Annotated in this window: 10 protein-coding genes; 3 read left to right on the top strand and 7 right to left on the bottom strand. The window is 64.8% G+C overall.

All coding sequences use genetic code 11. The features are described 5' to 3' along the window. Positions 1–15 precede the first annotated feature (15 nt). Both N2602_RS37760 and N2602_RS37755 read left to right on the top strand, forming a co-directional pair. A complete protein-coding gene (locus tag N2602_RS37760) occupies positions 16–1,227 on the top strand; it encodes an ABC transporter substrate-binding protein (RefSeq protein ID WP_260381243.1) in 1,212 nt (403 codons plus the stop codon). Between the two features lie 91 nt (positions 1,228–1,318). Further along, a complete protein-coding gene (locus N2602_RS37755) occupies positions 1,319–3,001 on the top strand; it encodes a tannase/feruloyl esterase family alpha/beta hydrolase (RefSeq protein WP_260381242.1) in 1,683 nt (560 codons plus the stop codon). 139 nt (positions 3,002–3,140) lie between these two features. Here N2602_RS37755 and N2602_RS37750 read toward each other — a convergent pair whose 3' ends face one another. Continuing rightward, complete coding sequence (locus N2602_RS37750; RefSeq protein WP_172786162.1) at positions 3,141–4,403, bottom strand: NAD(P)/FAD-dependent oxidoreductase; 1,263 nt, start codon at positions 4,401–4,403, stop codon at positions 3,141–3,143. A 301-nt stretch (positions 4,404–4,704) separates the two neighbouring features. Between N2602_RS37750 and N2602_RS37745 the strand changes: the two genes are divergently transcribed. Further along, positions 4,705–5,877, top strand: coding sequence for an ABC transporter substrate-binding protein (locus tag N2602_RS37745; protein ID WP_172786161.1), 1,173 nt, complete (start codon positions 4,705–4,707; stop codon positions 5,875–5,877). Positions 5,878–6,036: 159 nt separating this feature from the next. On the opposite strand, the gene N2602_RS37740 is transcribed toward N2602_RS37745, so the two are convergent. The 6 genes from N2602_RS37740 to N2602_RS37715 all read right to left on the bottom strand — a co-directional run bounded on the left by N2602_RS37740 (position 6,037) and on the right by N2602_RS37715 (position 12,421). Then, positions 6,037–7,908 carry a bifunctional sugar phosphate isomerase/epimerase/4-hydroxyphenylpyruvate dioxygenase family protein gene (locus N2602_RS37740; RefSeq protein WP_260381241.1) on the bottom strand — a complete coding sequence of 624 codons (1,872 nt, stop codon included), beginning with the start codon at positions 7,906–7,908 and terminating at the stop codon, positions 6,037–6,039. Further along, positions 7,905–8,963, bottom strand: coding sequence for a Gfo/Idh/MocA family protein (locus tag N2602_RS37735; protein ID WP_260381240.1), 1,059 nt, complete (start codon positions 8,961–8,963; stop codon positions 7,905–7,907). Before N2602_RS37735 ends, N2602_RS37740 begins: the two co-directional genes overlap by 4 nt. Further along, entirely contained in the window at positions 8,960–9,697 is a 738-nt protein-coding gene (locus tag N2602_RS37730) for an ABC transporter ATP-binding protein (protein ID WP_172786158.1), read from the bottom strand. The genes N2602_RS37735 and N2602_RS37730 overlap by 4 nt, the downstream gene beginning before the upstream one ends. Positions 9,698–9,810: 113 nt before the next feature. Then, positions 9,811–10,554, bottom strand: a complete 744-nt coding sequence (locus N2602_RS37725) for an ABC transporter ATP-binding protein (RefSeq protein WP_172786157.1) — start codon at positions 10,552–10,554, stop codon at positions 9,811–9,813. Then, the gene (locus tag N2602_RS37720; RefSeq protein WP_260381239.1) at positions 10,551–11,549 is read right to left on the bottom strand and encodes a branched-chain amino acid ABC transporter permease; all 999 of its coding nucleotides are present in this window, start codon (positions 11,547–11,549) and stop codon (positions 10,551–10,553) included. Before N2602_RS37720 ends, N2602_RS37725 begins: the two co-directional genes overlap by 4 nt. Continuing rightward, a complete protein-coding gene (locus N2602_RS37715; protein WP_172786155.1) occupies positions 11,546–12,421 on the bottom strand; it encodes a branched-chain amino acid ABC transporter permease in 876 nt (291 codons plus the stop codon). The genes N2602_RS37720 and N2602_RS37715 overlap by 4 nt, the downstream gene beginning before the upstream one ends. Positions 12,422–12,451: the final 30 nt, after the last annotated feature.

The following is a 12,451-nucleotide window of genomic DNA, read 5'->3' as shown; positions in this document are numbered from 1 at the left end:
ACAGGGGAGGGAATGATGAAGCATCTGAAGTGGACGCTCGCGCTGGCCGCGAGCCTGGTGACCGGCGCGGCGAGCGCGGAAATATCGGACAACGTCGTGCGTATCGGCGTGCTCAACGACATCTCGGGCATCTTCCAGGACACCAACGGCATGGGCTCGGTCGAGGCCGCGCGCATGGCCGCGGAAGATTTCAACGGCGGGGCTAAGGGCATCAAGGTCGAGATCGTCTATGCCGATCACCAGAACAAGGCCGATGTCGGCAATGCGATCGCGCGCAAATGGCTCGATGTTGAGGGCGTCGATGCCATCGTCGACGTGCCGAACTCGGCCGTCGGCCTCTCCATCAACGCGCTGCTGCGCGACAGCCGCATGACCTTCCTGGCGTCCTCGACGGCGAGCTCCGATCTCACCGGCAAGGCCTGTTCGCCCAACACCATCCAATGGGTCAACGACGCCTGGGCAACTGGCAACACCACGGCGGCCGCGATGATGTCGCGCGGCGGCAAGGACTGGTATTTCCTCACGGTCGATTACGCGCTCGGCAAGGGCATCGAGGCGGAGGCGCAGAAATACATCGAGGGACACGGCGGCAAGGTGCTGGGCTCGTCCAAGCATCCGCTCGGCACCTCCGATTTCGCCTCCTTCCTGCTGCAGGCGCAAAGCTCGAAGGCGCAGGTGATCGGGCTCGCCAATGCAGGGGGTGACACCATCAACGCGGTGAAGCAGGCCGCCGAGTTCGGCATCCAGCAGAGCGGGCAGAAGCTCGTCGCCTTCCTGCTCTTCATCAACGATGTTCACGGCATGGGCATCAAGGTGGCGCAGGGCCTCCAGCTCATGGAAGCCTTCTATTGGGACATGAACGACGACACCCGCGCATTTGCAAAACGTTTTGCCGCGCGGCCCGGCATGAACGGCAAGATGCCGAGCGGCAACCAGGCCGGCGTCTACGCCTCCACGCTCGCTTATCTCAACGCCGTCGCGGCCACCGGCAGCGACAATGCCAAGCAGGTCGTGCCCGAGATGAAGAAGTTCAAGGGCAAGGACAAGCTGTTCGGTGACACCACGATCCGCCAGGACGGTCGCGTCGTGCATCCGATGTACTTGTTCGAGGTGAAGAAGCCGGAGGAGTCGAAATATCCGTACGACTATTACAAGCTGGTCTCGACCATTCCCGCCGATCAGGCGTTCCGCCCGCTGGCGGAAGGCGGATGCGAGCTGGTGAAGTAAAAGGTGTTGTACCGACGCCGTTCGGCGGTACTTGTCAAACTAGGAAATGGAGGTAATAATTATAAGATATAACTAAATAGGGAGGTTCGCCATGAGGACTGGCTTGATATCAACCGTCGCGCTGGCCGCGCTTCTGGCATCGACCGCGCTGGCTCGGGCCGAGGGCGAGGCCTGCTCGCCGGTCGCCACCGCTTCGCTCGGCATCTCCGGTGTCGAGATCACCGGGTCCAAAACGCAGGACGCGGCCAACGGTCTCCCGAAGCATTGCATCGTGACGGGCCTTGCCAACCAGCGCACCGGCGTCGATGGGAAATCCTACGCGATCGGGTTCGAATTGCGATTGCCGGCCGAGTGGAACGGCCGCTTCCTGCATCAGGTGAATGGCGGCAATGACGGCGTGATCGTGCCCGCTCTTGGCAGCCTGCCCGAGGGGTTAGCCTTCGGTGGCAAAGTGCCACTGGCGCGCGGCTTTGCGGTGCTGTCGTCGGACAGTGGTCATTCCGGCTCGGACCCGGCGAACAAGTCGCTGGGCCTGACTGCCGGCGCGGCGTTCGGCCTCGATCCGCAGGCGCGGCGCGACTATGGCTATGCCGCCGACATGACGCTGTCGCCGGTCGCAAAGCAAATCATTGCCCTTCACTACGGGCGCAAGCCGGATCGCTCCTATATGGCGGGATGCTCGAACGGTGGGCGTCATGCCATGGTGGCGGCGTCGCGCATGCCGGAAAATTACGACGGGTTCCTCGTCGGCAATCCTGGCTTCGACCTCCCGCGCGCTGCGATCCAGCACGCCTGGGACGTGCAGGCCTTCCTGAAAGCTGATCCCGATCTGCGCAAGTCCATCACCAAGGAGGACGCTCAGCTCGTTTCCTCTCGCATTACGGAGGCCTGCGATGCGCTCGACGGCGTCAAGGATGGGCTGACGGCCAATCTCGCGGCCTGTCAGAAGGCTTTCGATCTCAAGAGCTTGGTCTGCGCGCCGGGGCAGAACAGCACCTGCTTGTCCGAAGCCAAGGTCGACGCCCTGAAGATGAGCCTCGCCGGACCGAAGAATTCGAAAGGTGAGGCGCTCTATTCCGACTGGCCTCTCGATGGTGGCATCGGCACGGGCAATTGGCGCACCTGGAAGGTCGAGAGCCCCATCGCGCCCTGGAATAACTATCCGATCATCGCCACCATGGGCGCAGCGTCGCTGAACTACATCTTCTCGACACCGCCAGTCGTGGTCGAAGGCAGCAATGAGAAGCTGGTCGAGGCACTGAAGGCCTATGACTTCGACAAGGACGCGCCGAAGATTTTCGCCAAGGACGCGACCTTCACGGAATCGGCCATGGACTTCATGACGCCGCCCGACATCGATGATCCCAAGCTCGCATCGCTCCAGAGATCCGGCGGCAAGATGCTGATCTATCACGGCCAGGCCGATCCAGTGTTCTCGGTGAACGACACCATCCGCTGGTACGATCGGCTGAACAAGAACCTGCAGGGGCACGCCGACACGGTCGCGCGCCTGTTCGCGATTCCCGGCGAAACGCATTGCGGTGGCGGCGTCACCCTGGACAAGTTCGATGCGCTGGCCGCGCTAACCGACTGGGTGGAGAACGGCAAGGCGCCCGACCGCATCATCGCGTCGGCCAGTCCCGCCAACAAGGAAGTCCCTGCGTCCTGGAGCCCGGGCCGCACGCGGCCGCTCTGCCCGTATCCGAGCTACGCCGCGTATTCCGGCCAGGGCGACAGCGAGGACGCCGCGAATTTCGTTTGCAAGGCGCCCTAGCTCGTCACGCGTCGGCAGGCGCTCGCCCCGGACCAAGTGCGGCGCGTAGCGCTGCGCTGCAGAGCCGGGGCCCATAGTTGTGGGTCCCGCCTCTGCGTCGCGTCATTTCATGCCGCGCCGCGTCCGGGACACGAGAAGCCTACACCACCTTGCTCGACCCCTGCGTGATCAACCGCGCCGCGCGCTGGTCTCGCGCGTAGATCCAGAGCCAGCTCAGCGCGACGCTGAGGCGGTGGCGCAGGCCGATCAGGAAGTAGATGTGGGCGATGCCCCAGATCCACCATGCGATGGCGCCGCGCAGCTTGACCCGGCCGAAATCGATCACGGCGAGCCGCTTGCCGATCTGGGCGAGGCTGCCGGCGTGCTTGTAACGGAACGGACCGGTCGCAGCGCCGCGCAGGCGCGCTCTGATGGTCTCCGCGACATGACGACCCTGCTGCTTGGCGGCCGGCGCGATGCCGGGCACCGGCTTGCCGTCCCAGGCATTGATGCTGACGGTATCGCCGATCGCGAAGATCTCGGGATGGCCTGGAATGGTGAGGTCGGCCTCGACCAGCACGCGCCCGGCGCGATCGCTGGGCGCGCCGAGCCATTCGGCGGCGGGCGAGGCGCGCACGCCGGCGGCCCAGATCCGTGTCTTCGCCTCGAGCAGCTTGCCACCGAACACGACGCCCTCGCGGTTGATCTCGGTGACGGCTTGGCCGAGCACGACCTCGACGCCGATCCTTTCCAGCGAGGCCTGCGCATAGGCCGAGAGCTCGTCGGGAAAGCCGGCGAGCACGCGCGGACCCGCCTCGATCAGCACGACGCGGGCCTTGTGCGTGTCGATGTTGCGGAAGTCGCCGGGCAGGGTGTGATGCGCCATCTCGGCGATGGTGCCAGCGAGCTCGACGCCGGTCGGGCCGGCGCCGACGATGACAAAGGTCAGCCGCGCCGCGCGTCGCGCGGGATCCGTCTCGCGCTCGGCGCGCTCGAACGCCACCAGGATGTGACGGCGCAAGGTGGTCGCATCCTCCAGCGTCTTCAGGCCCGGCGCCCATGCCTCCCATTCGTCGTGGCCGAAATAAGCATGCCGCGCGCCGGTGGCCAGCACCAGCGTGTCGTAAGGCACCTCGCTGCCGTCATCGATCAGCACGCGGCGTCGCTCGGCATCGACGCCGCTCACGGTCGCAAACAGCGTCGTCACCTCGCGTCGGTCGCGCATGAGATGGCGGATCGGCCAGGCGATCTCGCTGGTCGCGAGCGAGGCGGTCGCGACCTGGTAGAGCAGCGGCTGGAACAGATGGTGATTGCGGCGGTCGATCAGCGTGATCTCCACCGGCGCGCCCGCAAGCCGGTAAGTCGCCTCCAGCCCGCCGAAGCCGGCTCCGACGATGACGACGCGGTGGGGATTTGCGGCCATGATTTAACCCTCGAATCTCGCTGCTGCGCCTCTTCATTTAAGTGCGGATTGGGCCCCGCGGTCCAATAGAGGTCATCAATCGTCGCATAGGCCTGATGTATCGATCCGGCGCGAAAAAGCGCCGCAGCCTCCGTCCAAGTGAGTAGAATTATATTTCTTGCCATCTCCGATCGGGGCGAAATATGGTGCAAAGGCAGGCGCTGAGCCATTGGCGGCGCGACAGATTTTGCGTTTCAATAGAGACAGGCCTGGAGCGGCGATCACCCCGCTTCCGGGACCGATAATAAGGAGGGGAGTTGTTATGAGGACGGCATTCTGGCTGGCGGGCGCAGCGGCGCTGGTGCTGGCAGGCCCGGCATCCGCCGGCGACACCATCAAGATCGGTTTCGTCTCGACCTTCAGCGGCCCGACCGCCGTGATCGGCAACGACATGCGCAATTCCTTCGAGCTCGCGCTCGATCATCTCGGCCGCAAGATGGACGGCAAGCCGGTCGAGGTGATCTACGAGGACGACGGCCAGAAGCCCGACGTCGGCAAGCAGAAGACCGAGAAGCTGGTGCAATCCGACAAGGTCGATTTCATCGTCGGCTACATCTGGTCGAACGTGCTCTTGGCCTCGCTCAAGACCGTAGTGGACTCGCAGACCTTCCTGATCTCGGCCAATGCCGGTCCGTCGCAGCTCGCGGGCGAGCTATGCTCGCCTTACGTGTTCTCGACCTCCTGGCAGAACGACCAGACGCCGCAGGCGGTCGGCACCTATATGAACCAGAAGGGCGTCAAATCGGTGTTCCTGATCGGCCCGAACTACGCCGCCGGCAAGGACATGCTGGCGGGCGTCAAGAGCACCTTCAAGGGGCAGGTCGTGGGTGAGGAATACACGGTATGGCCGAGCCAGCTCGACTTCTCCGCCGAGCTCTCCAAGGCGCGCGCCTCTGGCGCCGAGTCGATCTTCGTGTTCTATCCAGGTGCTGCGGGCGTGCAATTCCTGAACCAATATGCGCAGGCTGGGCTGAAGAGCACGATGCCGCTCTACACCGCCTTCACCATCGACGAGCTCTCGCTGCCGCTCCAGAAGGAGAACGCGCTCGGGGTGCCCGGCGCGCAGCAATGGGTCAACGACCTCCCCAACGAGCAGAACAAGCGCTTCGTCGCCGACTACCGCAAGAAGTATCCCGGCTTGCGGCCTACCTTCTACGGCGCGCAGTCCTACGACGCCGCGAATCTGATCAACAGCGCCGTCGTCGCCGTGAAGGGCGACACCTCCAAGAAGGACGCGATGAAGGCCGAAATGGAGAAGGCCAACTTCAAATCGGTGCGCGGCGCGTTCAAGTTCGGCAACAACCACATTCCGATCCAGAACTTCTACCTGCAGGACGTGGTCAAGGATTCCGAAGGCCAGCTCGCCCTGAAGACCGTCGCCACCATTGTCGAGAACGACCAGGATCGTTTCCACGACAAGTGCAAGATGAAGTGAGGCTTTGCCTCTCCCTCTCCTCGCAAGCGGGGAGAGGGCCTCCTAACTATCTCCTCCGTCATTGCGAGCGCAGCGAAGCAATCCAGAATTTTTCCGCGGAGAGATTCTGGATTGCTTCGTCGCAAGAGCTCCTCGCAATGACGGCGTGGAGAGAGTGTCCTACACCCTCGGCATGCTGGCCGGGCGCACCTCGCGCGCCTGCGCTGCGAGCCTGATGCCGGCGTTGGCCGCACCAAAGCCCTGATAATCCCTGCGTTCGACAATCTCGAAAAAGAAGCGCTCGTCGAAGATGTGGGTGTAGACCTGGAAGAACTCGCCGTCGCCCTCGCGGTCGTAGAGGATGTGGTTGGCGCGCAGCTGCGCCATCAGTTCGGGCGAAAGATCGTATTTGGCTTCGATGTCGTCGTAGTAGTTGTCGGGGATGTCCAGGAAACCCGCGCCGCGCTGGCGCATCGCGGCGACGGTCGCAAAAATATCCTGACATGCGAAGGCGACATGCTGCACGCCCGAGCCGAAGAACTCCGAGATGAAGCGCGCCGGCAGGGTGCGGTTGGCGGAGGAGCCGTTGAGCACGAAGCGCAAGCTCTGGTCGCCGTTGATGACGGCCTGGCTCTGCACGAGGCCTCTGGGGTCGGCGATCTCCATCTGCGGCAGGCGCTTCAGGTCGAGGATGCCGGTGTAGAACAGCAGCCATGACAGCATCTCGTCATAGGGCATCGACTGCGCGATATGGTCGACGGCGAGCAGGGCATCGGCGCTTGCGTCACTTGCAACTGGCTCGAAATCGGTGTCCCAGTTCTTGCCGGCCTGGTCGAGAAAATAGAGCAGGCTGCCGCCGACGCCGTGGATCGCGGGGATCTCAAGCTCGCCCGGCCCGACCGGCTGGTAGAAGGTGCGCGCCTTCAGCGTCTCGGCGCGCTGCATGGCGCGGCCGGCATCGTCGACGTCGAGCGCGATGGCGCAGACGCCGGGACCGTGGGTGACATAGTGGGAATGCGCAAAGCCGTCGGTCTCGCAATTGACGACGAGCTCGACCTTGCCCTGCGACCAGCGCTCCACCGCCTTGCTGCGGTGCTGGCCGCTCTTGCGGAAGCCGAGCTGTGAGAACAGGCGGGCAAGCTCGCCGGCCTTGCTCTCGTTGACGGCAAACTCGATGAAGCCGGTGCCGCGGCTCTTCGCCTTCGGGGCCAGCGGCTTGCCGGCAAAATTCGGCCAATCCGGTGCGAGCTGGTCCTCCAGCAGGATCAGCGAGCGCAGGCCGTCGACCGCGGTCTGTGCGGCCGAGCCGGCGCGGAACTGGTCGTTGAAGATTTCCAGCGACAGCGGCCCGGCATAGCCGGTCGCCGCAACCGCCGCCATGAACTCGCCGACCGGCAGGTCGCCCTGGCCGGGAAAGGAGCGGAAGTGCCGGCTCCACGACAGGATGTCAAGCTCGAGCCTCGGCGCGTCGGCAAGCTGCACCAGGAAGATCTTATCGCCGGGGATCGAGGCCATGGCGCGGGTCGGAAAGCTAGGGGCCAGCGCGTGGAAGCTGTCGAGGATGACGCCGATCGCGGGATGATCGGCGCGGCGCACGATCTCCCAGGCGTCGCGATAATCGTTGACGTGGCGGCCCCAGGCCAGCGCCTCGTAGCCGACGCGCAAGCCGCGTCTGGCGGCGCGCTCGCCGAGCTCGCGAAAATCGTCAGCAGCGCGGTCAATGCCGCCGAGCGAGGCGGGCGAGACGTTGGAGCAGATCAGCAGGAGATCGGTACCGAGCTCCTGCATCAGATCGAACTTGCGCTCCGCGCGGGCGAAGTTGCGCGCGCGCTGCGGCTCCGGCATGCCCTCGAAATCGCGGAACGGCTGGAACGCACAGATCTCGAGATCGAGGTCCGCGCACATCTTCGCGATGTCGCGCGGGCCGGCGCCGAATGACAGCAGATCGTTCTCGAAGATCTCGACCGCATCGAAGCCGGCGGCGGCGATGGCGCGGAGCTTTTCGTCGAGCGCGCCGGAGAGGGAGACGGTGGCGATCGAGCGCTTGTTCATGCGGCCTGCTCCATGATCTGCCCCGGCGAGATCGTTTGCCCGGTGCGCGCGGCCTCGCTGACGGCTTCGACGACGGCAAGCGTTCCCATCGCATCCTCGACCGAGATCAGCGGCTGCTCGCGGCCGGCGATCACGGCGCAGAAATGCCGGAGCTGCTCGACCAGCGGATCGAACCCGGGCGGCGCGATGGTCGCGCGCGACAGCGGCGCGTACCAGCCGGGTTGCTGTGCGTAGGACCACAGCTCCATGTTCGGCACGGAGAGCGAACCCGCGGTGCCTGAGAAGATGTAGCAGGGCTGGTCCTGCTTGGGATAATCCCGGTTCTCGCCCGAGGCGAGCTCCCAGCTCCACGGCGCCGGCGTCGCATCCGACACGGTCACCGTTCCCAGCGCGCCGCTCGCGAAGCGCAGCAGCAGCGCGGCAGTGTCCTCGACCGCGAAGCCGCGCACCTTGTTCGAGGTCAGCGCCTGCACCTCGACGATCTCGCCGCAGATGAAGCGGAGATTGTCGATGTCGTGAATGAGATTGAGCAGCAGCGGCCCGCCGCCTGCTTCGCGTCGCCAGGCGACCTTGAAATAATCATCGGGCTTCTTGAGGAGCCACAGCCCGACCACGGCCGTGAGTTGGCCGAGCTTGCCGCCCGCCACCGTTTCGCGCGCCGACTTGATGATGGGATTATGCCGGCGGTGGTGGCCGACCAGCATCGGCACGCCGGTGCGTCTCACCGCTGCGCACAGGCGCTGTGCGGTGGCGACCGTCTCGGTCACCGGCTTCTCGATCAAAGCCGGCACGCCGCCTTCGGCGCAATCGAGCGCCATCGGCAAGTGCAGCGTGTTGGGCGAGGCGATGATGAGGCCGTCGGGCTTCGCTTGTCCGAGCAGCGCACGATGATCGGGATAGCAGGGCACGTTGTGCGCCAGGGCCAAATCCGTCGCGGCGGGCGAGGGGTCGGCGATGCCAGCGAGCTCGCAGTCCTTTGATGCCGCGATCACCTCGATATGGCGACGGCCGATCAGGCCGGCGCCGGCCACGGCGATCCGCATTTTCGCGCTCATGCTGCACTCTCCTCCATGGCGCCACCGAGGAAGAGCTGCCCGATGCGCGGATCATTCAAAATGCGCCTGGCGTCGTCGACCATGCGGGTCTGGCCAAGCTCGAGCACGATGCCGATGTCGGAGATCTCCAGCGCCGAGCGTGCGTTCTGCTCGATCATCAGGATGGTGACGCCGCGGTCGCGCAAGCTCTTGAGGATGTCGAAGGTCTGCTGCACCATCAGCGGTGACAGGCCGATCGAAGGCTCGTCGACCAGCACCAGCTTCGGCTCGAGCAGCAGGGAGCGGGCGATCTCGAGCTGCTTCTGCTCACCGCCGGAAAGCGTCGAGGCCTGCTGCGCGGACTTGCGCCGCAATGCCGGAAACAGGTCGAGCGCCGCCTCGATCCGTTTGGGCAGGTCGAGGCCCTTGTCGGCCGCGACGCCGCCGAGCTCGATGTTGTGGCGCACCGACAGCTCGGGGAAGATGTTGCGGCCCTGGGGCACATAGCAGATGCCGGCATTGAGCAGCGCGCGCTGGCTCAAACTGGTGACATCGCGGCCGGCGAAGCTGATCTTGCCCTCACGCAGCTTGAGCAGGCCGAAGATCGCCTTGAACACGGTCGACTTGCCGGCGCCGTTCGGGCCGATGATCGTCGTGATCGTGGCTGAAGGAACGGCAAACGTCGTGCCGTTCAAGATCGTCATCTTGCCGTAGCCGCCGACGAGATTGTGGACAGAGAGGATCGGGTCGCTCATCGCTCGCTCCCTACAGCATGATCCGGAAAAGTGCGCAGCGGTTTTCCGACAAGATCATGCTCAAACAATAAAACCAAAGCGCGATGACAATTCATTCCAATCTCCATCGCGCTTTAATGTCCGAGATAGGCTTCGATCACGGCGGAGTTCTTGCGGACCTCGTCGGGCCGGCCCATCGCCAGCACCTTGCCTTCCGCCATCACCATCACGCGCGAGCACAGCGACATCACGAACTCCATGTTGTGCTCGATCACGACGAAGGTGGCGTTCTTCTCGCGGTTGATCGCGACCAGACGCTCCCTGAGGTCCGCCAGCATCGACGGGTTGACGCCGCCGGCGGGCTCGTCGAGCAGCACCAGGCGCGGGCCGCCCATGAAGGCCATGGCGGCATCGAGCAGCTTTTGCTGACCGTAGGAGAGACCACCGGCTGGCTCGTCGGCGAGATGGTCGAGCTTGAAGAAGCCGATCATCTGGTTGGCGGCCTCGGTCAGCCCGGCATCGGAACGGCCGATCAGGCGCGAGGCCATGTTGCCCTGGTGCTCCTGTCCGGCGAGGATCAGGTTCTCGCGCACCGACAGCTTTGGGAACACCTGCAGCAGCTGGAAGGTGCGGCTGACGCCGAGCTTGTTGAGCTCGGAGGGGCGCAGGCCCGTGACGACCTGCCCGTCGAGCTTGACCTCGCCGCCTGTCGGCGTGAGCTGGCCGAGGATGCAGTTGAACAGCGTGGACTTGCCGCAGCCGTTCGGCCCGATCAGGCCGAGGATCTCGCCCTCGCGCACGTCGAACGAGACCCCGTTGACGGCGTGAATGCCGCCAAAGCTCTTCTTGATGTCGGTGACTTCGAGAACCGCGCTCATTGCACCGTCTCCAGGCGCGACTTTGCGACGGCGCGCAGCGCGGAGGCCGCCTTGGTGCGGCGTTCGGCGAGATAGCGATCGAGGATTCCGAGAATGCCCGTCGGCGACCAGATCAGCAGCAGCATCACGGCGACCGCGTAGAGCATCAGGTAATAGCCTTCCGTGAAGCGCAGCCATTCCGGTAGCAACACCGCGATCATCGCGCCGAGGAACGGACCGAAATAGAAGCCGGCGCCGCCGACGATCACCATCAGCAGGAGGTCGAGCGAGAGCGACAGGTTGAACGGCACCGGATCGATATATTGCGTCAACGGCGCGTAGAGCGCGCCGGCGACGCCGCCGAGCGCCGAGCCGATCGCGAAGGCCATCAGCGTGTAGCGGCGGGTGTCGACGCCGAGCGATTGCGCGCGCAAGGGATTTTCCCGCAGCGCCATGAAGGCGCGGCCCCAGGGCGAACGGATCAGCCACCACACCGCCAATGAGACGATCGCGAGCGAGCCGAGGCAGACATAGTAGAACGGCAGCGGCTTGTTGGTCGCGATGCCGAAGATGTGCGGGCGCGGGATGTTGGAGATGCCGTAGATGCCTCCGGTGAGCCAGCTCTCGTTGCGGAACACCAGGAAGGCCAGGGTGGAGAAGGCCAGGGTGACGAAGGCGAGGTAATGGTGCTGCACGCGCAGCGCGGGATAGCCGAGCACCCAGCCGATCGCAAAGCTCAAGCCGATCGCGACCAGGATCGCCGCCGGCAGCGGCCAGCCATGCGTGGTCATGATCGCGGCCGCATAGGCGCCGATGCCGACGAAGGCGCCCTGCGCCAGCGAGACCTGGCCGGCATAGCCGAGCGTGAGATTGAGCCCCATCGCCGCGATGCTCATCACCGCCCATTGGCTCAGGATGAACAGGCCGTAGCGGTTGAAGTTCATGGGGACGATGATCAGCGCGGCGATGATGGCGAGGCCGAGCGCGATCTTCAGGGGTTTGGCGAAGCCGCTCATACGGTGCGCTCCTCGGCACGGCCGAGCAAGCCCTGCGGCCGGAACAGGATGACGGCGATCAGGAAGATCATCGGCACGGCGGCGCGGTACTGCGTCGAGACATAGGCCGCCGCGAGATTGTCGAGCACGCCGATCAAGAGGCCGCCGACGATCGCGCCGCGCACCTGGTTGAAGCCGCCGACGATCGCGGCGATGAAGGCGGCCTGGCCCAGCACCTCACCGGACGAGAATTTTGCGAGGTAGATCGGCGTGATCAGCAGCGAGGCCAGCGCCACCAGGAAGGCGTTGATCAGGAAGGTCAGCAGGATCATGCGCTCGACCGGCACGCCGATGATGCGCGCTACCGTCGGGTTCTGCGCCGCCGCCTGCATCTGGTGGCCGAGCGAGGTACGGTTCAGCAGCGTGGTCAGGCCGAGAACGGCGAGAATGGCGACCGCGAGCACGCCGATGCTCTGCAGCGACACGGCATGGCCGAGGATGGAGACGTCGCCGGTCGGCACGATCGAGGGGAACGGCGAAGCCTCGGCGCTGAAGAATTGCTTGACGGCCTCCTTGATGCCGATCGCGAGCGCCATGGTCGCGATCGCGAGCGGCAGCACGCCATGGCGCATCATCGGGTCCACCAGCAGCAGCTTGAAGGCGAGGCCGAGCAGGATCATCGACAAGAGGATGCCGAGAATGATCGCGAGCCAGAACGGCGCGCCGACATGCATCGCCGCCAGCATCAGGAACGCCGGCAGCATCACGAACTCGCCTTGCGCGAAATTGATGGTCTGCGAGGTCTGCCACAGCAGCGTGAAACCGACCGCAACCAGCGCGTAAATGGCGCCGGTGGCGAGTCCCGCGACCAGAAGATCGAATAGGCTGGACATTTTCCCTCTCTCTTCTCCCTCTCCCCGCAC

This window comes from Bradyrhizobium sp. NC92 (assembly GCF_025200865.1).
In the GTDB taxonomy this organism is placed as follows: Bacteria; Pseudomonadota; Alphaproteobacteria; order Rhizobiales; family Xanthobacteraceae; genus Bradyrhizobium.
This window is presented reverse-complemented; position numbering and strand designations above follow the sequence as displayed.

What these genes read in the sequence shown, in the direction of transcription:
- N2602_RS37735 (WP_260381240.1), bottom strand. Translation starts at nt 8,963, where the DNA reads ATGAGCGCGAAAATGCGGATCGCCGTGGCCGGCGCCGGCCTGATCGGC.
- N2602_RS37750 (WP_172786162.1), bottom strand. Translation starts at nt 4,403, where the DNA reads ATGGCCGCAAATCCCCACCGCGTCGTCATCGTCGGAGCCGGCTTCGGC.
- N2602_RS37720 (WP_260381239.1), bottom strand. Translation starts at nt 11,549, where the DNA reads ATGAGCGGCTTCGCCAAACCCCTGAAGATCGCGCTCGGCCTCGCCATC.
- N2602_RS37725 (WP_172786157.1), bottom strand. Translation starts at nt 10,554, where the DNA reads ATGAGCGCGGTTCTCGAAGTCACCGACATCAAGAAGAGCTTTGGCGGC.
- N2602_RS37745 (WP_172786161.1), top strand. Translation starts at nt 4,705, where the DNA reads ATGAGGACGGCATTCTGGCTGGCGGGCGCAGCGGCGCTGGTGCTGGCA.
- N2602_RS37730 (WP_172786158.1), bottom strand. Translation starts at nt 9,697, where the DNA reads ATGAGCGACCCGATCCTCTCTGTCCACAATCTCGTCGGCGGCTACGGC.
- N2602_RS37715 (WP_172786155.1), bottom strand. Translation starts at nt 12,421, where the DNA reads ATGTCCAGCCTATTCGATCTTCTGGTCGCGGGACTCGCCACCGGCGCC.
- N2602_RS37755 (WP_260381242.1), top strand. Translation starts at nt 1,319, where the DNA reads ATGAGGACTGGCTTGATATCAACCGTCGCGCTGGCCGCGCTTCTGGCA.
- N2602_RS37740 (WP_260381241.1), bottom strand. Translation starts at nt 7,908, where the DNA reads ATGAACAAGCGCTCGATCGCCACCGTCTCCCTCTCCGGCGCGCTCGAC.
- N2602_RS37760 (WP_260381243.1), top strand. Translation starts at nt 16, where the DNA reads ATGAAGCATCTGAAGTGGACGCTCGCGCTGGCCGCGAGCCTGGTGACC.